General features: G+C 72.6%; 21 protein-coding genes. 18 read left to right on the top strand and 3 right to left on the bottom strand.

Features of this window, described 5'->3' with window-relative positions:
- Position 1 precedes the first annotated feature (1 nt).
- Together ACWCRA_RS13885 and ACWCRA_RS13880 are read left to right on the top strand one after the other, a co-directional pair.
- Entirely contained in the window at positions 2-1,264 is a 1,263-nt protein-coding gene (locus ACWCRA_RS13885) for a DUF2637 domain-containing protein (protein ID WP_451067635.1), read from the top strand.
- Positions 1,265-1,581: 317 nt separating this feature from the next.
- The gene (locus tag ACWCRA_RS13880; RefSeq protein WP_451067634.1) at positions 1,582-2,223 is read left to right on the top strand and encodes an HNH endonuclease; all 642 of its coding nucleotides are present in this window, start codon (positions 1,582-1,584) and stop codon (positions 2,221-2,223) included.
- Between the two features lie 154 nt (positions 2,224-2,377).
- Here ACWCRA_RS13880 and ACWCRA_RS13875 read toward each other — a convergent pair whose 3' ends face one another.
- Entirely contained in the window at positions 2,378-3,289 is a 912-nt protein-coding gene (locus tag ACWCRA_RS13875) for a DUF4238 domain-containing protein (protein WP_451067633.1), read from the bottom strand.
- Between the two features lie 161 nt (positions 3,290-3,450).
- On the opposite strand from ACWCRA_RS13875, the gene ACWCRA_RS13870 reads away from it, so the two are divergent.
- From ACWCRA_RS13870 to ACWCRA_RS13800, 15 genes are all read left to right on the top strand, one after another.
- Complete coding sequence (locus ACWCRA_RS13870; RefSeq protein WP_451067632.1) at positions 3,451-5,412, top strand: pRL2-11; 1,962 nt, start codon at positions 3,451-3,453, stop codon at positions 5,410-5,412.
- Positions 5,413-5,648: 236 nt separating this feature from the next.
- On the top strand, positions 5,649-6,680 hold the full coding sequence (locus ACWCRA_RS13865; protein WP_451067631.1) for a conjugal transfer protein: 1,032 nt from the start codon (positions 5,649-5,651) through the stop codon (positions 6,678-6,680).
- A 112-nt stretch (positions 6,681-6,792) separates the two neighbouring features.
- The gene (locus tag ACWCRA_RS13860; RefSeq protein WP_451067630.1) at positions 6,793-7,020 is read left to right on the top strand and encodes a hypothetical protein; all 228 of its coding nucleotides are present in this window, start codon (positions 6,793-6,795) and stop codon (positions 7,018-7,020) included.
- Positions 7,021-7,026: 6 nt separating this feature from the next.
- Complete coding sequence (locus tag ACWCRA_RS13855) at positions 7,027-7,581, top strand: hypothetical protein (RefSeq protein WP_451067629.1); 555 nt, start codon at positions 7,027-7,029, stop codon at positions 7,579-7,581.
- A gap of 3 nt (positions 7,582-7,584) precedes the next feature.
- Positions 7,585-8,406 (top strand): cell division protein FtsK, encoded by an 822-nt coding sequence (locus tag ACWCRA_RS13850; protein ID WP_451067628.1) that lies wholly within the window; start codon positions 7,585-7,587, stop codon positions 8,404-8,406.
- Complete coding sequence (locus ACWCRA_RS13845) at positions 8,403-10,991, top strand: ATP-binding protein (protein ID WP_451067627.1); 2,589 nt, start codon at positions 8,403-8,405, stop codon at positions 10,989-10,991. Before ACWCRA_RS13850 ends, ACWCRA_RS13845 begins: the two co-directional genes overlap by 4 nt.
- 35 nt (positions 10,992-11,026) lie before the next feature.
- Positions 11,027-11,578 (top strand): hypothetical protein, encoded by a 552-nt coding sequence (locus ACWCRA_RS13840; protein WP_451067626.1) that lies wholly within the window; start codon positions 11,027-11,029, stop codon positions 11,576-11,578.
- Positions 11,579-11,581: 3 nt separating this feature from the next.
- Complete coding sequence (locus ACWCRA_RS13835) at positions 11,582-13,699, top strand: hypothetical protein (protein ID WP_451067625.1); 2,118 nt, start codon at positions 11,582-11,584, stop codon at positions 13,697-13,699.
- 125 nt (positions 13,700-13,824) lie between these two features.
- Positions 13,825-14,700, top strand: coding sequence for a hypothetical protein (locus tag ACWCRA_RS13830; protein WP_451067624.1), 876 nt, complete (start codon positions 13,825-13,827; stop codon positions 14,698-14,700).
- Positions 14,697-15,881, top strand: coding sequence for a peptidase M23 (locus ACWCRA_RS13825; RefSeq protein WP_451067623.1), 1,185 nt, complete (start codon positions 14,697-14,699; stop codon positions 15,879-15,881). The genes ACWCRA_RS13830 and ACWCRA_RS13825 overlap by 4 nt, the downstream gene beginning before the upstream one ends.
- Positions 15,882-16,306: 425 nt before the next feature.
- Positions 16,307-17,167 carry a hypothetical protein gene (locus ACWCRA_RS13820; protein WP_451067622.1) on the top strand — a complete coding sequence of 287 codons (861 nt, stop codon included), beginning with the start codon at positions 16,307-16,309 and terminating at the stop codon, positions 17,165-17,167.
- A gap of 262 nt (positions 17,168-17,429) precedes the next feature.
- Positions 17,430-17,675, top strand: coding sequence for an SH3 domain-containing protein (locus tag ACWCRA_RS13815; RefSeq protein ID WP_451067702.1), 246 nt, complete (start codon positions 17,430-17,432; stop codon positions 17,673-17,675).
- Between the two features lie 113 nt (positions 17,676-17,788).
- Positions 17,789-19,024, top strand: coding sequence for an ATP-grasp domain-containing protein (locus ACWCRA_RS13810; protein ID WP_451067621.1), 1,236 nt, complete (start codon positions 17,789-17,791; stop codon positions 19,022-19,024).
- A gap of 31 nt (positions 19,025-19,055) precedes the next feature.
- Positions 19,056-19,880: a tryptophan synthase subunit alpha gene (trpA, locus tag ACWCRA_RS13805; RefSeq protein WP_451067620.1), complete on the top strand. Its 825-nt coding sequence runs from the start codon at positions 19,056-19,058 to the stop codon at positions 19,878-19,880.
- Between the two features lie 80 nt (positions 19,881-19,960).
- Positions 19,961-20,659 carry an HNH endonuclease family protein gene (locus ACWCRA_RS13800; protein ID WP_451067619.1) on the top strand — a complete coding sequence of 233 codons (699 nt, stop codon included), beginning with the start codon at positions 19,961-19,963 and terminating at the stop codon, positions 20,657-20,659.
- 259 nt (positions 20,660-20,918) lie between these two features.
- Here the strand turns inward: ACWCRA_RS13800 and ACWCRA_RS13795 are convergent, their stop codons facing one another.
- Positions 20,919-21,719 (bottom strand): restriction endonuclease, encoded by an 801-nt coding sequence (locus ACWCRA_RS13795; RefSeq protein ID WP_451067618.1) that lies wholly within the window; start codon positions 21,717-21,719, stop codon positions 20,919-20,921.
- 217 nt (positions 21,720-21,936) lie between these two features.
- On the opposite strand from ACWCRA_RS13795, the gene ACWCRA_RS13790 reads away from it, so the two are divergent.
- Positions 21,937-22,302: a hypothetical protein gene (locus ACWCRA_RS13790; protein WP_451067617.1), complete on the top strand. Its 366-nt coding sequence runs from the start codon at positions 21,937-21,939 to the stop codon at positions 22,300-22,302.
- 477 nt (positions 22,303-22,779) lie between these two features.
- Here the strand turns inward: ACWCRA_RS13790 and ACWCRA_RS13785 are convergent, their stop codons facing one another.
- Entirely contained in the window at positions 22,780-23,211 is a 432-nt protein-coding gene (locus ACWCRA_RS13785; protein ID WP_451067616.1) for a hypothetical protein, read from the bottom strand.
- Positions 23,212-23,748 lie beyond the last annotated feature (537 nt).

The following is a 23,748-nucleotide window of genomic DNA, read 5'->3' as shown; positions in this document are numbered from 1 at the left end:
CGTGCCGGCCCCCAGCAGCAGTCGCGTTCAACTCACACGTACCCACCGCATCCTGATCGCGGTGGTCGTCCTCGGTGTCGTCGTCATCGCGGCGATCGGCTTCGCCGGCTCCTATGCCGCGGTGAGGGATCTCGCCGAACGCAAGGGCTTCGGGGACTTCGCTCCCTGGTTCCCGATCGGGATCGACGCGGGTATCTGCGTACTGCTCGCGCTTGACCTTCTGCTGACCTGGCTGCGGATACCCTTCCCGCTGCTGCGGCAGACGGCCTGGCTGCTGACGATCGCCACCATCGTCTTCAACGGCGCCGCTTCCTGGCCCGACCCGCTGGGCATGGGCATGCACGCCGCCACCCCGCTGCTGTTCATCGCCAGCATCGAAGCCGCCCGCCACGCGGTGGGCCGGATCGCGGACATCACCGCTGACAAGCACATGGAAGGCATCCGCCTGGCCCGCTGGCTGTTGGCGCCGGTGCCGACGTTCCGGCTGTGGCGGCGGATGAGGCTGTGGGAACTACGGGAGTACGACCAGGCCGTCGCGCTGGAACGGGACCGGCTGGTCTACCAGGACCGGCTCAAGGCCCGGTACGGCAGGGCCTGGCGGCGTAAGGCGACGGTCGAGGAACTCCTTCCCCTCCGGCTCGCGGCGTACGGCATCCCGGTCCCCCTGTCCGGCGCCGCGGAGGAACCGGACCAGCTCGTGGCCCAGGGGAGCACGACACCCGCCGCCGACCTTGCTGCGGAGCCGGGCCCGGCCACCGTTCCGGTCGCCGACACCGCTCCGCCCGCCGTCGTGCACGCTCCCGATGCCGAAGAGCCGCCGCCCGTGGCCGAACCGCAGCGGCCCGGCGCCGAGCGCGAAACCGCTGACATGAAGCCGCCCGTCGCTCCGAACCCCCCAACGGCACGGACACGGACGACGGAACGCGCCGCCGTACCGCCTGGGCCGACTGGGAGCACGCCGCCGTCCCCTCAACCACGACGACCGGTCCTCACTCCGGCACCGGTCGCCGCGGACACCGTCCAGCCTGGGATTCCTGCGGTCGACGAGCACACCCGCGCTCTCGGTCCGATGCGCAACGCCGACGCCGTCCGTTACGCGACCACCGTCCTCGGCAGCTTCGACACTCCCCGGCTCGTCCAGTGGCTCAAGCTGCACGGCAAGCCCGTCAACCGCGGTCAGGTCTACCGCGTTGCCGAGGCCGCCGAACGCAAGGCCGCCGCCCAGGCCGGACAGCCCACCCCCGCAGGCAGTCTTCCCGGGTGACCGCCCGGCGGCACTGGCGGCCGGAATCTCCGCAGGCGCAGTCCGGTATGGAAGTGGCAGTCTCCGTACCGGACATCGAGCTCCTCTTCGGCGGAGCGTCCCACTGTGCCTTCCACGGCGACAGCCGACCGTGCCGCGAGGTGCTGGTGGAGTGGGACCGGGGCCGCCTCGCCGTGACGTCGACATCGCGCACATCCGCTGGCCCGCCAAGCCGGATCCGGTGCGGGAGTCGCCGTGCGCAGGGCACCCCGCCCGGGCCGATGCCCACAACGATGTCGGTTGGACGGGTTGTCAGTCCGGCACCGTACGGTGGTGATATGGCGAGAGACGGCGACCGGCCGAGTAACCCTGATGTTCTGCTCCGGGCCGTCCGGAAGATCTTCGGCGAGGCGTGCCTGGAGTGCGGTACGACCCGGCCGCGTCCGGAGATGGCGCACATCCGCAACTGGCCGACGATCCGGCAGGCTGCGGAGAACAAGCTCGAAGGGCTGCCCGCCCGTCTCGCGCACATCGCCGAGCAGCATCGCCACAGCCGGTTCCACCACCTCGGCAACGTCGTACCCCTCTGCCCGAACCATCACACGCTGTTCGACGGCGACTACCCCGAATTCGATGAGCAGAGGGTCCGCGGACTGCGTGACGAGGCCCTGCGCCGTCCGGACGTCCTCGCCCGCGTGATCGACTTCATCCGCGACGAGCTGCGGGGACGCCCCAACCGCTGTGTCCACAAGGACGCGGACGGCCGCCGCGAGCACGCGCGAGCCACCGACCTCATGGCCCTCGCCGCACCCCTGTCCTTGGTGATGAACGGCTACCGCCTGGGTCTGGACCTCGGCGATCCCCAGCTTGTCGTCGACTGCGCCTCCGGTGCCCTGCACTACCACGTGGCCCTCGACCAGCAGAGTGTGGACGACTGCACCGGCCGCAGCGGGCAGTGCATGAAGGCCGCAGCCCCGTAGGGCGCCGCCAGCGCAGCGGCCTCAGGCCGGGCGGTGGCCTTTCCCCTCAGCGGGTCGTGCCGGGCGGAGCCTCGCCGAGCGCGCCGGTGAAGGCGCAGCGCCGGGGACAGCGCCTTCCGCCCAGTTCCCACACCTGGTCCTTCCGGTGCCACGGCTATCCCGCGTAGTTCTCCAGGAAGCCCGGGGCGATGCGGCGCTGCGTTTCCAGGCAGGTCCGGAGGTCTGAGGCGAGATCCGGGTGTTCCGCTGGCCAGGCGGGGGAGTGGGCGACGAACTCGCGGCTGTTGAGCACGGTGAACCGGTTCAGGGCGGCGGCGTCGAACCGGAACGCGTCCTGAACATCCCGGGAGACGATCAGCGCCAGATCGTCTCCGAGCGGCACGGTGACGCGCCGGAAGCTCTCCAGGCCCACTCCGACGCCGTGGTCGAGGAAGGGCCGGGGCGTGTCCGCCGGCGCCGTGCTGGCGATGGCTCCGGAGAAGCAGACGAGATTGTCGCCGACCAGGAGCCCGCCCTGGCGGGGGCGGTAGCACGACCAATGCGTGCCGCCCATCAACAGCAGGGCGACGATGCCGTTCCACACGTCGTCGAACTCCGCGTCAGGGTCATCGCGCATCCGCCAGGGGTGGAGCACGGACGCGTTGAGGAACGCCATGAACCCGGTCTGGATCTCGCCGTCGGACAGGCCCGAGTTCCCTGCTTTGATTTTGCTGGCGAGGATGTGCAGCAGGAATCGGCTGCGCTGGAGCTGGAGAGCGATCAGCCAGGCCAGCGGTCGGCGCACGTAGTGCGGCACCGTGCGGCCGCGGCCCGCCGCGAGGCTTCTGATGGCGGTCGCGGCTTCCCCCTCGATCGCCGCCATGGCGCTTTCCATCGACGAATGATCAGGCTCTCTGCCCGGCCAGTAGAGGGAGTGCCCGTACGTACGGTGTCCCACGTTGAGCACCGAGGAGGTGAACTGCCTCCCGCGCATGTACTGGTGGACGACGAGCCGCCGATCGGGCCCCGCGAACCGGCGCAGCAGGAACTGCGGCACGAAGTGGTGCTTCTTGGGGTGCGACGCCATGGCCCCGACTGTAGCGAGACCGGCCGGGGCCGCGAGCGCGCGGACGCGGAGGGGCGGCCGGGCGCGCGGTGAAATCTATCCACAGGCATTCCGTCGCAGCATGTCCCCACCACCGTCCGCCGATCATGCGGGCGGCGCGCCGCGCACGGTAGGGGACAGGAATGGCACGCAGCGAGCTGGACCGGGAGATCGAGGAAGGCGTCGAGGCGCTGGTTCAGAGCCTGGGCCGGTTCGTGTCCGGGCGGGAGATGGACGGCGTCCCGCGGACGAACGCCACCTTCGTCCACCGCGGGTCACGCGTTCTGGACGGCGTCGAGGGACGGGTGGGCCGGTTCTCCTACCTGCCCGGATGGCAGCGCAGCGGGATCCGGCTCCTCAGTATGGGCGCCGCCGGGGGCGGGGGGTGGAGCTACTGGACCAGCCCGGAGGAGACCTTGCAGGCCCTGCAGTACGGGGGCGCCGCCGCGGGCGGGCTGCTGGTCGCCGGCGGGGTGCTCCACGGTGTGCGCAGCCGCGGGCAGCGGGAGCTGATGCGCGAGTGGATCGAGCCGCTGCACCTGGCGCTTCTGGACCCGCTCGGCGTTCCGCACGGCACCCGGCCCCGTTCCTACCTCCACATCCCGAAGGCCTTCAGCGACGACGACGCCGAGATCCGGATCGACCTCCCGGTGAACCTGCAGTTCAACGAGCAGAAGGTGGCCGAGATGGTCGTCAAGAAGCTCGCGCTGCAAGGGGTCTCCTTCAGCTGGAAGTACGACGGGCGCAGCCCGTACGTGCTGGTGAAGAAGGTGCACCGGCCGCCGAGCAAGGTCGTCTTCAGCGACCCGAAGGTGAAGGACCTCGTACGGAAGGTCCCCGAGTCGGCGCCGCTGATCGGGCTGGAGCGCGGGAAGAAAATCGTCTCCGTCGACCTCGACGCCGAGTCGCCCCACGTCCTGGTCTCCGCCGGAACCGGCGGCGGCAAGTCCGTGATCCTGCGGACCATCGCCGCCCAGCTGATCCACCACGGGGCCCGCGCCTACATCCTCGACTTCAAACGGGTGTCCCATATGTGGGCGCGCGGGGTCCGGAACGTCACGTACTGCCGCGACATCGCCGACATCCACGAGGCGCTGATCGGGCTCGGCGCCGAGGGGCAGCGCCGGATCCACAAGGCGGAGAAACTCGGCGAGGACGCCGATCCGTCGGAAGTCGGACCGCGCATGGTGATCCTCCTTGAGGAGATCAATGCGACGATGAAACAGCTGACCCGGTACTGGGAGCAGACCAAGGAAAAGGGCGACCCCAAGATATCCCCGGCGGTCGACGCTCTCGCCGAAATTCTTTTCATGGGCCGGGCCGTGAGGATTCACGTTCTCCTCGTCGCGCAGTCGGCTACCGCCCGCGCCCTGGGCGGCCCGGAAATGCGGGAGAACTTCGCCACCCGGATTCTCGCCCGGTACACGCAGAACGCGTGGAAGATGCTCGTCCCCGAAGTGCAGCCGGCGCCCAAGTCGACGCGGCACATCGGACGCGCCCAAGTGGTCCTCGGCGGGCAGGCCCACGAGACCCAGGTGATGTTCATGTCCGACGCGGAGGCCCGCGAGTGGGCGATGGCCGGCGCCGGGAAGCCCGCCGTGAAAGAACCCGCCGCCGCGCCCCGCGCGCCTGCCGAGTCCGGGGCTGCCGCGAACCGCCCGCAGGAGCAGGCGGCCGGGCCCCGGATGTCCCTGGAGAAGCCGGAGACGGCCGGCACCGCGGAGGACGAGCTCCCACGCCTGCCCGCGCTGCCGCCCACGACCCCGGCCGCAGTGCCGACACCGGCCCCGGTCAGCGCCGCTCCCGAGCCCCCGGCGCCGGTGGCAGCTCCCGCCGCGGAGCCGTCATCCCCTGCGGAGCAGGGCCCGGACGACGCCGGGACCGGTCTCGTCACGCTGCGCCAGGCCCAGGAGGACCACTTCCCGCACCTCACGCTGGCCGCGCTGCGCAAGGCCCGGACCGACGACCCGGACTTCCCGAACAACCGGGACAAGCGGGGCACCCAGATGCTGTACCGGGTCGAGGACCTCCAGGCCTGGGCCCGCAACCGCCCCAAGGCCCGCCCGGCGCCCACCGGCTGGGAGGAAGGCATCGACTTCTCCTGACCACCCCCGACAACCTCCCGCTCCTGAAAAGAAGGGGCCCGCCGCACGCGGGCCCCTTCTTTCTGTTTCCTCTGTCCACAGGCCCAGGAAGTGTGCGGGCTTTCGGTGAAATCTATCCACAGGCATTCCGGCTTAGCGTTCCTGGTATGAACTTCCGCCCGTCGGGCGGGGTTTGCTGACCCGCCGTGCCCGCACGGCGGAAACGCGATCCGATCGCACGGCCGAGGAGTCGAGAAATGAGTGTGTGGCGGAAGGCCCTGAACCTTCCTGACAAGAATTCCGGCAGAGAAGACGAATTCACCGAAGCGCTCGCCGGCCGTGCCCGGAATTCCCCCGGGAGGGAAGAGGACACCACCGGGGAACCGCGGGGGCAGAGCGCGGCGGGGTGGACCGAGGAGGCCGAACCGTCGGGCCGGATAGCCGCCCGGAAAGCCGGACGGGCGCTCGTGTGGGGCCTCATCGTGCTCGCCGCCCTCACCGGAGTGCGCGCCTGGGTCTTCCCCGCCAAGCCCGCCAGCACCGCCCCCAAGCCGTCGCCGCACGCCGAGGCGCGCAAGGACGACGTCCCCGAGGACGAGGCCCGGCGGGTCGCCGCCCGGTTCGCCCGCTCGTACATGACCTGGAACCAGGACCAGCCGCAGGCCCGGGAGGAGGAACTCGCCCGGGACCTGCCCAAGGGCGCGGACACGAAGGCCGGCTGGAACGGGCAGGGCGTCCAGCTCGTCGCGCAGACGGTCCCCGGGGAAGTCGTTCACACCCGGCCCCGGGAAGCGCGGGTGACCGTCGACGTCCGCGTCTCGGCCACCGCCGGCACGGGCAAGCAGGCCCGCACCCAGTCCCAGTGGCGCGGCCTTGAGGTCCCCGTCGCCGAGACCGGCGGCCGGGTGATCGTCACCGGCCCGCCCGCTCTGGTCGGCCTGCCCGAACCCGTCGACTACACCCCGCCGTCCGCACCGGACACCGACTCCGCCCTCTCGGAGGCCACCCGCCAGAGCGTCGGAGACTTCCTGACCGCCTGGGCCGCGGGCAGCGAGGACCAGGCGGCAGCCCCCGGCGCAGCGATCGCTCCCCTCGGCCAGGGGATGAGCCTGGGATCCCTGGAGTCCTGGCGCGTGCAGGAAGGTTCCGGCGACAAGCGCACCGGTGCCGCGACCGTGCGGTGGAAGACCGCCGGCGCCCAGCTCCAGCAGACCTACGAGGTCACGGTGACCCAGGTCCGCGCCGGCGGCGCGTCCCGCTGGCAGGTCTGGTCCGTCACCGCCCCGTAGCGCGGGCCTTCCCCTCTTTCCTCTCTTCCGGCCGGCCGCAGCGCCCCTCTCCTTCCCGGGCGCGCCCGCCGTCATCAACCCCCTTTCACCAAGCACGAGGAGTCACATCGTCATGGGCGGAAGCAGCCTTGCGTCCTGGATCATCACCATCGTCGGCACGCTCTTCGGAGCCGTCCTCGCCGTCCGGAGCCTGGGCCACTGGGCCCGCTCCGAATGGGGCGCCCTGGTCACCCACCTGATAGGCGCGGCCATCGCCGCGTTCGCCATCTTCAACACCGACAAAGCCATCGACGTCCTGTCCGCGATCGGCGACAAGATCGCCTCCGTCTTCACCGGCTGACCGGCGATGCGCACCTCGCACACGTTCAGCAGGCACTGGGACCTGGAAACCCGCCAGCACGAGCTCGTCGGCATCGACCTCGGCGAAGGCGTCCCGCGCACCACCCTGCGCTACGGCGCCGTGATCTTCCCCCTGTGGTGGGGCGTCTGGCTCATGACCGCCGGGTTCCCGCCGCAGCCCCTCTTCCCCCTCTTCCTCCTGCCCCCGCTCGGGCTGACGTTCTACGGCGCCCGCCGGTCGACGGCCTACTGGCGGCGCACCAACCTGCGGGTCTGGGCGATCCGCGCCCAGTACCTCATCAGCGGCGTCCAGCCCGTCATCGCCCGCGGCCGGATCCCCGCACCCCGCCCCGGCTGGCGGCTGCGCGCCCGCCGGCTGGGCGAACGGGCCCCGCAACTCGCCCAGATGCCCGGACTCGGCCCGCTGTTCACCCCGCGCGGCCCCGACCCCGCCCACACCTGCGGCGACCCCGTCCGCCTCACCCCCCGCCTGCGGCTGTACGGCCCGGACGCCGTCGCCCGCACCCGCCGGGGCCGCCGCTTCACACGACAGGAGACCTGAGCGATGACCCTCCAGACCACCATGCCCATCCACGCCCTGCGAGCCCAGGTACGGCTCGGCGACCCCCACACCGTCCGCGCGCTCCAGCACACCGGCCGCGTCCTGCTCGGCCTGGCCGACGACGACGAGCCGGTCACCCTGCCCGACGAGGCGACCAACACCCTGGTCGTCACCGGCGCGGGCGCAGGCATGACCACCGTGCTGCGCTCCCTCGCCGCCCAGGCCCTGCACCGCGGCGCGCACGTCGACGTCCTCGACCTCGGCCGCCGCCCCTCCCACCCCTGGGCCGACCGGCTGCCGCGCACCACCGCCCACACCACCCCCGCCGCCGTCCACGACTACCTCGTCCTGCAGCTCGACCGGCTGCGCCACCCCGGCCCCACCGCCCGGGCCGACTGGACCCGCCGCCGCGTCATCCTCATCGAGCACGCCGACCATCTCGTCTTCGCCCTGCGCCAGTACTGGTCCCACACCCGGCCCGACAGCCAGCTCGCCGAAGCCCCCGGCGTCGAAGCGCTCACCATGCTCCTCGCCGCCGGGAACGCGTGCGGCATCCAGATCGCCGCCGGCAGCGCGCGCGCCCTGCCGCCCCGCCTCGGCGACCTGTCCGCCGACCTCTTCCCCACCCGCCTCGTCGCCCACGCCAGCCCCGCCCTGTGGAGCCGGGTCGCCCCCGGGGCCGGCCCCCACCCGCCGCTGTCCCTCACCCCCGGCCGGATGCACACCGTCCACGGACACCGCACCACCCGCTTCCAGGCCCTGCACCTGAGCGAGACCGAGGCCCGCGCCTGGGCGCGCACCGCCACCGACAAGGAGCACCAGTGACCACCACGACCCGCGCGAAGAAGAAGAGGAGCGCCCTGAGCGCCGGACGGCTCCTGGGCCTGGGGGCCGAACGCCTCCTCCACCCGCCCCAGCTCGTCGCCCTCGCCGACGGCCTGGTCGTCACCTCCACCAGCGCCGAGGCCTGGTACGTGCTGTCCGCCGCCAACACCGACCTCATGCCCGAACACGCCCAGGACCTCGAACAGGACGCCGCCGCCCTCGCGCTCAGCAAACTCCTGCCCGGATACGACTGCCACCTCAAAATCATCTGGTCGCGCCTCGACGGCGAGATGTACCGCCGCGAGGCCCGGCAGATCTTCACCGCCGGGGACACCGAGGCCGTCGCCGACCTGTGGGCCGCCCGCCTCGACGGCCTCGGCCTGCCCCAGCGCCACCTCCTCCTCGGCGTCCGCATCGCCGAACGGGACTCCGCCGCAGGCGCCACCGCCAAGAACACCGCCGCCGCCGTACTGGGCACCGGGCACACCGCCCTGCCCGCCGCCGAACTCGCCCAGCTCGACGCCGCCGCCCGCCGCCTGGAACGACGTCTGGAAGCAACCCCCTGGCGCGCCCGGATCGCCCCCGTCGAACTCCTGGCCTGGGCCGTCTCCCGCGAATCGCACCGCCCCCAGCCCGCACCACCGAACCTGCCCGAGATCACCGGCGCCTCCCTCGTACGCCTCACCCAGTCCCGCGCCGTTCCCCACCACGACCACGTCCAACTCCTCGACGCCCGGGGACGCACCGCCGCCTGGGTCTCCGTCCTCGCCATGCCGACCTTCCCCGAACAACTCCACACCCCGGGCGAACAGGAATGGCTGCGCTGCCTCTCCGAAATCACCTACACCCACTCCGGCAGCGGCCAGGAGATCCTCGTCTGCCCCGAAGCCAGCGTCCGCTTCAACGTGTGGCGCAAGGGCCAGGCCATCAAGGAAGTCGACAAGGCCCGCCAGGCCGCCAAGGAACAGCGGCACAGCGCCGCCCAGGGCAGCGCGGGGGAGACGTTCCTGGAGACGCAGGAGACCGAGGTCGCGATGGAGAACCTGCGGCAGCGCATGTCGCGGGACAGCATGACCCTGCTCGCCGACCACCCCAGGATCGTCGTGACCTCCGCCGAGTCCGCCGACGACCTGCGCGCCCGCTGCGACGCGGTCATCGGCCACTACGCCGGCCTCTCGATCGAGGTGATCGTCGGAGAGGACGAGCAGCGCGAACTCTGGCTGGAGAGCCTCCTCGGCGACACCCTGCGCGTCCCCGACCTCGGACACATCCGCGAAGCCGGGGCACTGGCCGCCTCCATGTTCTGGGGCGGCTCGGAGGCCGGCGACGACGACGGCCCGATCGCCGGACTGCTCACCGGCACCACCCCCGGCGTCTGCCGCCTCGACATCACCGCCGGCAGCTCCAGAGGTGACGCGACCACGACCGCGTTCATCGGCCGCTCCGGACGCGGCAAAACGACCGCCATGATGCTCGCGACCCTCAACGCCGCACTCAAGGGCGCCTTCGCCCTCATGCTCGGATTCAAGGGAGACGAAGGCGGACTCATCCGCGCCGGCGAGTACTTCGGCCTCGACTCCCACCACGTCCACTGCGGGATCGAAACCCCCGCCGTCGCCGACCTGTTCCGTCTCCTGCCCCGCGGGGACGCCGCCCTCCAGGTGGTCTCCCAGATGCTGATCGTGCTCCCCGAGCGGATGCGCGGACAGGGCGTGGAAACCCACCTCCTGCGCGCCTGCAACGAGGTCGCGGCCGACGAGGACGCCGCGTCCTGGCGCGTCGCCGAACTCCTCAAGACCTCCGAGGACAGCCTCGCCCGCGAAGCCGGCCACGCCCTGGAGGAAGTCGGCCGCACCCAGCTCGGCGCACCGCTGCTCGGCCGCCCCCGCCCCGGCGCCTCCCCGCTGCGGCCCGAACCCGGACTCTGGCTCGTCCAGGTCCCCGGCCTCACCATGCCCCAGGCCGGCACCCGCCCCGGCGACATGACCATGACCGAACGGGTCAGCCTCGCCCTGATGCGCGGGCTCATCGCCTACGCCCTGAGCACCGCCAGCCGCTCCGACCTGCGCGGACTGCCCAAGGTGATCGCCGTGCCGGAAGTCCACGTCCTCACCGGCACCGACGACGGCAAACGCTTCCTCGACTACGTCGCCCGTACCGGACGCGCCCTGGACACCAGCCTCGCCATCGACACCCAGGACCCCAAATCCCTCCTCGGCCTCGACGGCGTCCTGGAGGCCATCACCACCGTCCTCGGCTTCGAACAGTCCGTCAAAGCACAGCAGGACGCCCTCTCCGAACTCCTCCACCTGCCCGTCGGCGACGCCAGCCGCGCCCTGATCCACGGCGTCGGCAAGGACGGACACGGCAACGTGCGCCACGGCCACTGCATCGTCCGCGACCGCCGCGACCGCGTCGCCACCATGCAATGGGACGCCCCCAGCGCCGAACTCTTGCACGCCCTGTCCACCAACCCCAGGGACCAAGCCGACCGCCAGGACCGGCTCGCGAAACCCCCGGCCACCGATGGACACCGACCCACACCAAACCCCCCGCCGGCCACGGCAGGATCGGAAGCCGTGTGAACACCACACGCACCCGACCGCCCAGGAGGCCCTCCATGAACACCACCCTGCGCACCCGTGCGCTCACCGCCGCCGCCCTGACCACCACCGCCCTCGGCACCCTCGCCGCCTGCGGCAACGACACCGCATCCGGCCCCCGGCCCGAGGACACCACCCGCCAGGTCACCAGCACCGCCCACGCGTTCATGCACGCCTGGATGGGCGTCCAGCCCATGGACGGCACCACCATGTGCACCCTGCAGACCCGCGCCGCCCGCCCCAACCACGGCGACGACGGCGGCACGCTCAAGGGCTGCATCGCCGAACGCCGGCCCGACAGCGCCGACCGGGCCGGAGCCGACGACCCGTCACGACCCCCGCTCACCATCACCATCAGCCACGTCCAGGACGTCCCCGCCTCCGCCGCCCACCCCGCGGGCAAAGGCGCCCTCGCCACCCTCCAGCGCACCGGCCAGGACCGCCACCGCTACGCCCTGCGCCTGGTCAAGGAAGACGGCCAGTGGCGCATCCAGCAGCGGACCGACATCGACGACCCCCACACCCGCACCGCCGACCCCGTCGCCGCCGCGCTCGCACAGAGGGAATAACCCGTGACGAAACGATTCTCCATACGGCGGTTCCGCCTCCCGCGGCTGCGCGGCCTGATGATCCCGCTCCTCGGCACACTCACCACCCTCGCGGTGACCGCCCCCGCTGCGGCCGCCGACGACGGCGACACCGGCAAGTACGCGCCCGGCGGCGTCGGCGACCTCATGCCCTCGCCGCTCACGCCGCCGGGCCAGGGCACCCTCTTCGAGATGTACGAGCCCAGCGTCTACCGGCTGGACAAGCAGCTCAGCGACGACCTCACGGGCGGCGACCTGATCGACAGCGGCCTCCACGAGGTCGCCTCGATGCTCCTGGCCGTTCTCACCATGGTCGGGCGGGCCGCCGTCACCATCACCCAGTGGTGCTTCAACGTCGTTTCCCTGCCCGAGGTCGAACCCCACATCACCCGGGCCATCGAGGCCGCCGCCGAACCGATGGCCGCCATGTTCCTGCCCGCGGCGGTCGCCGTCGGCGCGTTCATTGCCTGGGCCCGCCGCTCGGACTCCAGCGTCCTGGGCCAGCTCGCCTGGGTCGCCGCCTCCGCCGCCATCGCCACCACCTTCCTGACCGCGCCCGCCACCTGGGTCCAAGGCGTCGACACCACCCGCCAGGCCGGGTCCACCGTCGCGATGACCGCCGTCAACGGCGGCCTGTCCGGCGACACCAACCACGCCGTCCCCTTCCGCACACCCACCCCCCAGTGGTCCGGCAACGAGAAGGACGACACCCTCCGCCAGGCCTCCGATTCCGTCTGGCGCACCTACGTGGTCGTGCCCTGGTGCATCGCCGACCTCGGATCCATCGAAGCGTGCAAACGCTGGGGAGCCGAACTCCTCGAACACGGCAGCGACATGGACAGGCGCGAGGACTACCTCGCCGACAAGATGACCAAGGACACCGTCGGACACGACGCGGTCCAGTGGCGGCAGGGCCACAACCCGGCAGGCCGGATCGGTGTCCTCCTCGCCGGCGTCATCACCGCCGTCATCTTCTGCGCCCTCGTCATCGTCCTGGCCGCCACCACCCTCGCCAGCCTCCTCGGAGCCCTGATGCTCCTAATCTGCGGCACCGTCTTCGCCGCCCTGTGGTGCATCCCCGGACGCTGCCGGCAGTGGGGCGTGGGCTGGTTCGAAACCCTCGTCGGACTGATACTCGCGTCGTTCACCGCCACACTGCTCCTCGGCGCCGTCATGGTCACCAACGTCGCCTTCCTCGGCCTGATGGGCACCTTCGGCTGGCTGATGGTTTCCTGCCTCAACATCGCCGCCGTCGCCATGGCGTTCAAACTCAAGGGCGTGCTCGACGGGCTCGTCTCCGCCGGGGGAGCGCAGCTCGCCGGACGCGGCGTCCTCGGCACCATCGCCCGCGTCGCCGAGACCCGCCGCCTGCGCAAGGCCATGAGCGGCTCCTCCGGCCCCGGCGGACGGAGCCTTCCCGGCACCCCGCCGACCGGCGCCCCCGCACCGGACCCCGGCCGCACGCAGGGCGGGACGGCCACCCAGGACAGCGGACCGGGCAACGCCGACCACACCATCCGCGTCCAGCGCACCCGCACCTACCCCCCGCCGCCGCAGCGCCCCGAACTGCCCGCCGGAACCCACGGAGACCACGCGGCCACCCGCCCCGGACTCCCCGGCGGACCCGGCGGACCACCCGGACAGCACCCCGCCGGCGACACCCCGCCCGCCCGCACCGCCAAGGCCGACCTCGCCCGCGAGAAGATGTCCACCGCCACCACGGCCGGGGCAGCCGCGCCCGGCCACCGGCCCTCCATGACCTACCCGGTCCGGCCCGGCGCCCCCGACCCCGGAGGCGTCCCGCACCACCCCCGCCAGGACGGCCCCAAGGTCATCCGGGGCGAGGTCGTCACCGACCCCAACGCCGGAGCCCGGTTCCGCACCTACCCGCCCCCCGCGTCCGCGTCGGGACCCACCCCCGCGACGGGTTCCGCCCCCGCCCTCGTCCCCGCCGCCATCGGCGAGGACACGAGCGGAGGCGAACACCGCCCCGTCCGCCCCCCGGCCGCCCGCACCTCCGCCGCCCTCCCGGGCCAGCCGCCGCCCGCCGCGCCCGCGCAGGGCGCGGCACCGGGCCCGCCTCCGGGCCCCGGCGCGCCGTGATGCGCCCCTGAACTGCCGGAAAAGTCCGCGCCGTTCAGCCCCAGTCCGGCCGTCCCCACAGGACGGCCGGACCCCCGCGGCCGCCCCGCTCTGCCCCGGCCCCCTTCTTCCGCACGGAGCCCGACATGTCCGACGACGACCGTGAGCGTCCCCCTCTCCCGCAGGACGGACCGCCCCCGCACGCCCCCTCTTCCGACTCCCCGGCCGGCCCGTCCGGGCCCTTGCCCGCCGCGCCGCGGACCGCTGCGCAGTGGCGTGAGTTCCTGCGCGGGCAGGAACCGCCCGACCAACTGGCCGACCTGCCCCGCCGCCAGCGCCGCCGCGCCCGCAGGGCCTGGCGCTCGGCCCGCCGCGACCAGCGCGCCCAGTGGGTCAAGACCGAACGGCGCAACGTCCCCACCCCCATCTCCATCCCCCTCGTCGCCCTGCTGCTGGCCGCCCTCGTCGCCGGCTTCGCCTGGCTCAGGCCCGGCGGCGACACCGCCGTCCGTACCGAAACAGCCCCCACCCCAACCCCCACGTCTACCTCTCCCGCTCCCCAGCCCAGCCGCACCAGCACCCCCGCCGCCCCCACCCCGGCACTGTCCACCCCTGCGGCCCGGCCCGACGACGTCGCCCGCGCCTTCGTCACCGGATACACCACCCGCCTGCCGCTCCAGGACGGCGCGCACACCGCCGCCGTCCAGCGCGCCGCCCCGTACGCCTCGCGTCCCCTGACCGACAACCTCAAGCGCCACCCGGACGTCGACTTCGACCAGCTCGTCGCCGCCCAGGCCGTGGAGGCACGGCCCGACAAGGTGACCATCACCCGGCCCACCGCCAAGCAGCGCCCCGCGCCCGACACCCCCGTACGCGTCTACCGGCAGGCCACCGCCCGCATCCAGGTCAAGGGCACCCACACCTACCGCTACACACGCCACCTGACCCTCGAAATCGCGCGCGCCGACACGGGCGAACCCTGGACGGTCACCCGCCTCCTCGGCCTGAAGGAGCGGCCGTGAACGAACGCGACATCGCACACCTCGCCGTCCAGGCCAGCGGGCTCGCCAAGAAGGGCCTGATGCTCAAGGCCTCCGTGATCGGAGGAGTCTGCTTCCTGCTCGCCCTCCTGCTCATGGGCGTCTTCATCCCCGCGCCCGCCAGCGCCGCCGCGACCTGCGAGGACACCGGACCCGGCACCGGGACCGTCCAGCCCGGCCCCGGACCCGGCAGCGGCGGTCCGCCCGCCTCGGGAAGCCTGCGCGCCGAGCAGATAGCCCACGCCAAGACCATCGACAGCGTCGCCGCCCGTCTCAAGCTCCCCGGCCGGGCCACGCTGATCGCGCTCATGACCGCCATGCAGGAATCCACCCTGCGCAACCTCGACTACGGCCACCTCGACTCGCTCGGGCTCTTCCAGCAGCGGCCCTCCATGAACTGGGGCACCCCCGACCAGATCCGCGACCCGAAGTTCGCCGCCGAGTCCTTCTTCCAGGGCCGCGGCGGCAACCCCGGCCTCATCCACATCAGCCGCTGGCAGCTGCGCCCTCCCGGCGAAGTCGCCCAGGCCGTCCAGAAGAGCGCCCACCCCGGCCTGTACGCGGGACACGAGTCCACGATGCGCGCCCTGGCCTCCGACGCGGGCATCGACCTCGGCCGCGCGGGCAGCACCACCGGCACCGGACCGCAGGACCCCTCCGGCGACACTCCGTCCGGGAACGTCCCCAGCCGCTGCCCCCAGCCGCCCGGCCCGGGCGCCGGAACCGGCGGCGGCACCTTCACCGACGGCAAGCAGACCTGGAAGCTGAACAACCCTCGCAGCGTGACCCAGGCGATCGCCTGGGCCCGCTCCCAGTCGGGCGCCTCCTCCACCAAGGACTGGTACCGGCGCTGCCTCGCGTTCGTCGCCATCGTCTACGGATGGAACTACTCCGGCGTCACGTACGCCATCGACCACTACAGCGTCGTACCCGCCGACATGCGCCACGACGGCGACCGCCGGCCCCCGCCCGGCGCCCTCATGTACTGGGACACGAACCAGCGCGCCGGCCACATCGCCGTCTATCTCGGCGACGGGCAGGTCGCGTCCAACGACATCAAGCGCCCCGGATACATCGACATCGTCAACGCCGACGAGTTCGAGAAGAAATGGGGAGCGAAGTACATCGGATGGACCCCTCCCCACTTCCCCCGGGCCGGATGACGAACCGGCCTGCCCCGTCCGCCCCTCGACCGCGAGGGGTGGGCGGGGCCCGGGCTTCGGCCTGCTCAGGACTTCCGGGGATTCCCACGGAGCCGGAGTCTTCGCGTTCGGTCGTGCCGAGCGGTGCACCCGGCCCCGGGGCCTCTTCCACAGGTCCGGCGCATGCCTGACCTCCAGCGCGGGACATGGCCTCAAGTGCCTCTGAAACAAGATCAGTTCATCTGCACAGGCGTGGCTCTCCCAGCGGCCGGGCGTTGTTCCGCCTGCGCGTCCGTCTGCCCGTCCACAGGCACGGGGAGACAGGCCCCGCGTCGCCGAAATCTATCCACAGGCATCTCGGCGCAGGATGTGATCAACACGCGGCGCCACCCGTAGAAGGGGGCTCTCGCCGCTGTGCATTCCTAGCTGAGAGGCGACTCATCTTCATGCGCAACTCCCGTACGCGTCTGCTGAAGCGGATCTCCGCGACGGCCGCTGTCGTTGCTGCGGCCGGACTGTTCGCCGCCCCTGGGGCGACCGCGGCCGAGCAGCCTGCCAAGGAGCCCGCCAAGGCCAGCGTCCCGGACTCGGCACCGGAGCCGCAGACGTCCGAAGCGGTGCCGGAGGGAACCGGTACGGCATCCGACACCGAGCCGAGGGACGGCGACGGCACGGACCCGGTCCCCGACCCCGAGCCGGGAACCGACCCCGACCCCGGCACGGATCCGGGAACCGACCCCGACCCCGGCACGGATCCGGGAACCGACCCCGGCACGGACCCGGATCCGGGAACTGACCCGGGCACGGACCCTGACCCCGACCCCGACCCCGACCCGAAGCCGGACCCGAAGCCGGACCCGAAGCCGGACCCGAAGCCGGACCCGAAGCCGGACCCGGACCCCAAGCCCGATCCCAAGCCCGATCCCAAGCCCGATCCCGGGCAGGGCGGCGACGGCGGTGACGCCGGCGACGGTTCGACCACCAGCCCGAACCCCGGCAACGGGAGCGGCCCGGAGTCCGGCCCGGCGGGCGACACCGGCCCGGACAGCGCTGCGGGCGACGGGGCGCCCAGCCCGACGGCCGCACAGGACGGCGGCGCCCGCGCCGACCAGACCCTGGCCAAGGGCGACACCGTCGAACCGGCGGCCAACGGAACCCTCGCTCACACCGGGGCCTCCGGCGGCAACACCGAACTCGGCCTCCTGGCCGGAGGGCTCCTCGCCGCCGGCCTGACCGCCGTCGGCACCGTCGGCTACACCAACCGACGCACCCCTGCCCCGGCCCGGACGCCGGACAGCGCCGCGTAGCCGCCCCCATCCGAGGCCGGGAGCGGCACCGCCCCCGGAACGAGGCCCGCGAGGGCCGGTGAACCTGCCCCGCCGCCGCGCAGCGGGGCAGCGTACTCACCTGACCTGAACGCACCCTATTTATGGAGGTTTGACAGTGTCTGTGCGTCGTGTGGTGACGCTCTCCGTCACCGCAACAGCCGTCGCTCTGCCCTTGCTCTCCGCTCCGGCGGCGTCAGCCGCTCCCGTCCGCACTGCCGTCGTGAAGGCGGCCCCCGTGTCCATGACGACGGCGTCGTGCGGCCGGATCGGGCCGTGGGCCGTGCACGGAACGTCCGCGGTGAAGATCCGGCAGAAGGCGTCGGCGAAGTCGGCCGCGCTCGGAGTGCTGCACAAGTCGCACAAGTTCACCGTGCACTCGGTGACGAAGGGCAACAACTGGGTCAACGTCACCAACAAGAAGACGAAGGTCCGCGGCTGGGTGTCGGGCCTCTACGTCTTCCGTGACGTTCCCATGTGCCTGAACTGACCAGCGCACCTTGCGGTGGCCCCGGCATCGTCCCGGGGCCACCGCGCCGGCCACCGTCCGCTGCCTCTTCTTCCGGCCGGCGCAGTACACCCGTCTCCGCTCCGGGAGCTCCCGTGACCACTCTGCCGCTGCTCGTCATCGGCTCGGCCCCCCACTCCGACAGCGGGTTCCTGATCCGTCACACCGCTGGCAACCGGCCGGTCGTCCTCCTCGGCGACCGCCTCCCGCCCCGGCACGAATCCTGCGTCACCGGCCACCGGCTCGCCGATCTCGGTGATTCGCGCGCCGTCGCCGCAGCCGCCGACGCCCTGGCCGGGAGCCGGGGCCTGTCCGGAATCCTCGCGTGGGAGGAACGCCATCTGATGGCAGCCGCTCTCCTCGCCGAGCGACGGGGCCTGCCCGGCAACAGCCCGGACGCCGTCGCCGCGATCCGCGACAAGGCCGCCAGCCGCCAGAGGTTCGCCGCAGCCGGGGTTCCCTCCGCCGCTTTCACCTGGGTACACAGCCTGGACGCCGCGGCCTCCGCCGCCGAGCGCATCGGCTACCCGGCCGTCCTCAAGCCCGCCGTCGGCACCGGCGCCGCCGGAGTGGTCCGAACAGACGCCGTCACCGGCCTTCCCCGCGCCTGGACGATCGCCTCGCACGCCGCCTTGCTCCAGGGACCGGACGCGGACGGCGTCCTGTTCGAAGAGTTCCTCGACGGACCCGACGTCTCGGTGGCGACCGTCACCCGGCGGGGCGCCACCACGGCCGTCGCACTCACCCGCACCACCTGCGGCCTCGACCCGTACTTCCTGCCGACCCGGCACACCGTCACCGCCGAGGATCCGCTCCTGGGCGAACTGGCCCCCCTGGCCGCCGCCGCCGTGCGCGCCCTCGGCATCACCGACGGCATCAGCCACGTCGACCTGCGGCTCACGTCCAACGGGCCGCGCGTCATCGACGTCAACGCCCACCCCGGCGACGGCCTCACCATCGAGCTGATCCACCGGGCGACCGGCGTGGACCTGCCCCGGGCCGCCGCCGCCATCGCCTGCGGACAGGCACCCGACCTGCAACCCACCCGGCACCGCACCGCCGCCGCGGGCGTGATCCACCCCCCGGGCGACGGCACCGTGACCCGCCGCGAACTCCTCCCCGGCGACGACACGCACCTCGCCCAGTTCCGGTGGCTGTGCGCGGTCGGCGACCACATCACAAGGACCCCGCCGGGCGACCGGCCGGCCCGTATCCGCGCCGGCCTCGCCATCGTCACCGCCGACACCCCCGACCGGGCCCATCACCACCTGGCCGGCGTCCTCGCCCGCGCCGCCATCGACGTCCGCACCACCGCGCCCCGCTCCGCCTGACCACCGCACACCGCACGAAAGGCAGCCCGGCATGACCCCCGCAGCAGACCGGCTCACCGCCCGGCTCCTCGGCCGCCCACCCGCCCTGGGCGTCTTCCTGCCCGCCGGATTCCCCACCCCCCAGGCCGGCATCCCCCTCCTTCGCGCCTTCGCCGACCAGGGCGCCGGAATCCTGGAGATCGGCGTCCCCCACTCCGACCCCGTCCTCGACGGACCCGAGATAGCCGCAGCCCACGCCCAGGCCCTGCACCACGGCACGAAAATCGCCGACGTACTGGACACCGTCCGGGAACTCGCCGCCACCACACCGGCGTCCATGGTGGTGATGAGCTACTGGAACCCCGTACACCGCTACGGCCCCGAGCGTTTCGCGAAGGACCTCGCCACCGCCGGCACCGCAGGAGCGATGATCGTCGACCTGCCCGTCGAAGAAGCCGGCCCCTGGCTCGCCGCCGCCCGCGCGGCCGGAGTGCACACCCCCCAACTCGTCTCCCGGCGCGCCGACGACACACGCCTCGCACGGGTGTGCGCGGCCTCCTCCGGATGGCTCTACGCCCCCGCGGCCGAGGCGCTCACCGGATACGACGGACGACTCGACATCCCCGCCCTCGGACAGTTCACCCGGCGGCTGCGCCGCGCCAGCTCCGTACCCGTCGTCACGGGCATCGGCGTCTCCAGCCCCGCCAAAGCCGCTGAAGTCAGCTCCCTGGTCAGCGGTGTGGTCATCGGCACCCCCGTGGTCCGCCCTCTGCTGGAGGAGAGGAACCTCCGCGAGGGCATGGACGATGCCGTCGCCCGCGTCACCGCCTTCGCCGCAGCCCTGCGCAACACCGAGCCCAGCCCCGAGAGCCGATGACCAGCACCCCGCCTGCCTCCGCCCGGCGAACCGGCGCCGCCCGCACGGGCTTGAGCCCGTGCGGTCTCCTCGTCCCCATTTTGCTGGCCGCAGCGCTCACCGCCTGCGTCCCCGCACCGGCGCCGGACGCCGCCGCGGACCAGAAGCCGGCACCGGCGGGCACGGCGCGGGCGGCGCTGGCCGAACTGCCGGTGAAGGAGGCCGGTCCGCAGACCGGCTACGACCGGGCCGCCCGATTTGGCTCCGCCTGGCTGGACTCGACGTCCGCACCCGGAGGCAAGAATTCGTGTGACACGCGCAACGATATTCTCATAAGGGATCTTTCGGATGTTCAGTTCCGGGGCGACTCGGAGTGCGTGGTGGCCTCCGGGACGCTGGAGGCGGACCCCTACACCGGCCAGCGCGTCCGTTTCACCCGGGGCCGCGGCACATCCGGCTCCATCGACATTGACCACACCGTCGCCCTCTCGGCGGCATGGCGCACCGGGGCACGGCAGCTGAGCCAGGCCGACCGGGAGGCCCTGGCCAACGACCCCTTGAACTTGACCGCGACCTCCGCCTCCGCGAACCGGCAGAAGGGAGACCAGGACGCTTCGGCCTGGCTCCCCGGCAACACTTCCCATCACTGCGCCTACGTCGCGCGGCAGATCGCGGTGAAGAAGCGCTACCGGCTGTGGGTCACCGGGGCGGAGAAGACCACCATGAACCGCGTCCTGGCCAGCTGTCCGCAGCAGCCGCTGCCCACCGATTCCAGCCCGGGCGTCGCGCTCGCGCGCTGACGCCGCAAGGAGTACCCGTGCGCCCCAACCCCGCACCCCGCAACCGGACCGAACGCCCGCCTCGCCGGCCGCCGGTCAGCCCGCAGCCGGATTTTCACCGCGTGTTCCTCGAACCCCGCTACACCGACCCCCGGGTTCCGCAGTGGTTCGAAGAAGCCCGGGAGGACGATCCGCCCGCCCGCAGGCGCTGACGGCCCAACCGTCCGCGAGCCGGCACCGAAACAGCACCCGCAGCGCCGGCCATTCACGCCCGGCGTGCTCACCGGGACGGAAAGCCGTAGGGCCACCATGTCCTGCGCCGCCGCTGAAGCCGCGCCCAGGCGGCGGCCCGGCCGTGCTGGGCACGGCACCGCTGCCCGGGCAGCCTCCGCGGCGCCCGGATGCCTTCCAGCACCGACCACAGGGGGCGCCCCTCGGCGGCCCACCGCTCCAGCCGTCCCCGGTCGACCAGGTGGACCCCGTACGCCGCGCCCCATTCCAGGGCGGGCCGGCTGAACCGGCCATTGGTGACGACGACGGCGACGTGCGCGCCGTAGACGGGGACCGCGGTGCCGTTCAGCTGCTGCAGAACCTCCACCCCGGTCGCCTTCCCCTCCCAGCCGTCGCGCCGGTGTTTGCACTGGACCACCCAGATACGGCCGTCCGCGTCGACGCCGCGCACGTCGCAGACATCGTCACCCGCGCCGCCGATCCGCTTGGCCTTGAAGCCGTCCCGGAGCATGAGGTCGCGCACCGAGGTCTCGAAGCGCTGGTGATGCAGGCCGTCGATCTCCGGCAGCTCCATCCGCACGCCCCGCCGACGCCGTTCCTCGGCCTTCCTCCGCTGCTCGGCCCGCAGACCCCAGACGGCGAGCAGCATGAGGCCCACCTGCGGCAGAACGGCGTAGATCCCCCAGTTGTCGTTCATCCAGGAGCCGAGCCAGACGAAGAACCCGATGAACGCCGCCCCCGCGGTCAACGCCCCGGCGGCGTACGCGGCGAACTTCAGCTTCTCGTTCCGTTCCATCCGCTCGTCCAGCTCCGCGGTCGCTTCCGTGATCCCGGAGAGTCCCGGCTCCATGGCTTCTTCGCCTAACACCCCCGGCCGGTTCCCCTCGGACGGCTCGCCTGCATCGCGCCTCTGTCGTTCAACCACATGACCACCCGGTCCAGTTGATGTCCACGGCCACTCAGTGGAGCACGCGGCACTGACAATCCGGAGCCCTTCGTCCGAGGACCACCCGCAAGCGCCTGTGCGGGACCGCGTCGCCCGACCGGTCACCGCGCGGAGGCCGTCAGTGGCCGTCTCCGAGATGCTCACGGGCCTTGTCGAGGAACGCCGACCGGGCTGCGGCGGCCTGCCGGGACGGCTCGGCGAGGCGGTTGCCGGAGAACAGCATGTGGTCTCCTTCTTCTTCGGCCAGGGCCGCGTGCTCGCGACGCTGCTCGCCGGTGAGGCCGCGGACCGCCAGCAGTGGGTCGTCGGGGTGGCGTTCGGCGTCGAGAAGGATGTCGGCGTCGGCAGGCAGGTTGGGGTCCGTGCCGGGCTCATGACCCTGGACTCGCAGTTGGCGGAAGAGCTCATCGTTGGCGCGCCCCCACCGCTCGCCTCGGGCAGTCCCTCGCCCTTCGCCTCCGGCAAGCCCCCGACGAACGCGGCCTGAGTGTCCGCCGGGCAGCTGTCCAGGCCCCACTGCACCCATCCCACCCTCGCGCGCATCCTGGACGGGACCGGCTGTGGCCGGCAGACCATCACACGAGCGCCTCACTGCCCCAGGACACCGACCCCAGCGCGTAGGCCGCGGTCGGTGAAGGAGCAGGGCGATCAGGCTCCGCGACGTGACCGGACCGGCGGCGGGTTCGAGCTGCGCGACTTGCGGACAAGGGCCGACTCGGCGCTGGGGGCAGCTGCCCGGGGCCCGGCCCGGGCGGACCCGGTCACTCCGGGCGGTGGTCGGGCCGCGTGAGGCGACCGCCGTCGTGGCTGGGTCGTGGAACCGGCCAGGAGCGCCGGATGCGGGATGCCGATCGGTACATCACCTGTCGCCAGGTCTTCGCGCGGGGAGCGGACAGTGCCCGGCAGTCGGGCGCGCTGTCCCGGAGCCCGGCAGGCCGCGTGGTGTCGGAGCGGACGGGACCGTTCAGAGGTGGGGACGGGACCGTCCGGCGGGGGACTGCGCACAGCCTGACAGGGCCTCCCACTCTCCAGAGCGGCTCAGATGGATTCGGGCGGCGCCGTCGAAGGAGAGGCCGACCTTGATGAGCCGGGCGGCATCGGCGACGCGGGCGGTCATCTCCGATACGTGCACCGCCGTCGTCGGGACGCCGTAACGTGTGTACCGGTCGTCGTGCTCCTCGTCCCAGGTGAACAGGTAGGGCCCGCGGCCCAGCTCGACAGGACAGTGGGTCTCGGGACACGAGTCGTCGGAGCAGTGCTGCCGGTCGAACCACCCGGGATGGCTGGCCCTGGCGTCCACTGTCGCCCTGTCCATGGCCGCGACGTGGGCGACCGCCGTGGCGGGGACCGGGCCGAAGGCGGAGGAGAACAGACCGACCCGGCCTGCCGGATCCACTGCCCACCAATGGAACTGAAGCCCCGCACGGGGATGCGCGAAAGCGCCCGACGCTGTCATGGGATTAAGCCTAGGACGGTCCCCCCGTCGGCCGACCGGGCAGGTCCGCTCCACGACGGGCCCTACCCGGACCGGGGCGCCGGCGGGGAGTGCCAGATTTCGGACATGACGAGGACCGACACCGGCCGTGGGCTGGACCAATTCCGCAGGGACATTCCTTCTATACGCTGACCTTCGCCCAGGGTGTGAATCCCGTGGAGCTGCTGACGAGCGTGGAGCGGACCCCGACATTCTCGCGCTGCGTGACCCCGCCGGCCTGGAGGACGACTTCGGTGACAGCCTGCTCGACGGGGGAAGCCGGTGGTGACGCCCGGGGTCGACGGCGCGCGGGCCTGGGCGCGGGAGCAGGGCGGATCCCACGGGCTGGACGAGCGGGGTCCTGTCCGCGGTCTCGCAGGGGATGGAGGCGGTCGCGCTGCACTCCAACGAGAAGCCGGTGCACTGGTTCACGTACGACGACGAGCGCTGGAGCGGCAG

Source organism: Streptomyces sp. NPDC001889, from assembly GCF_053594535.1.
Note: the sequence above shows the minus strand (reverse complement) of the source record. Positions and strands in the feature narration are given on the sequence as shown.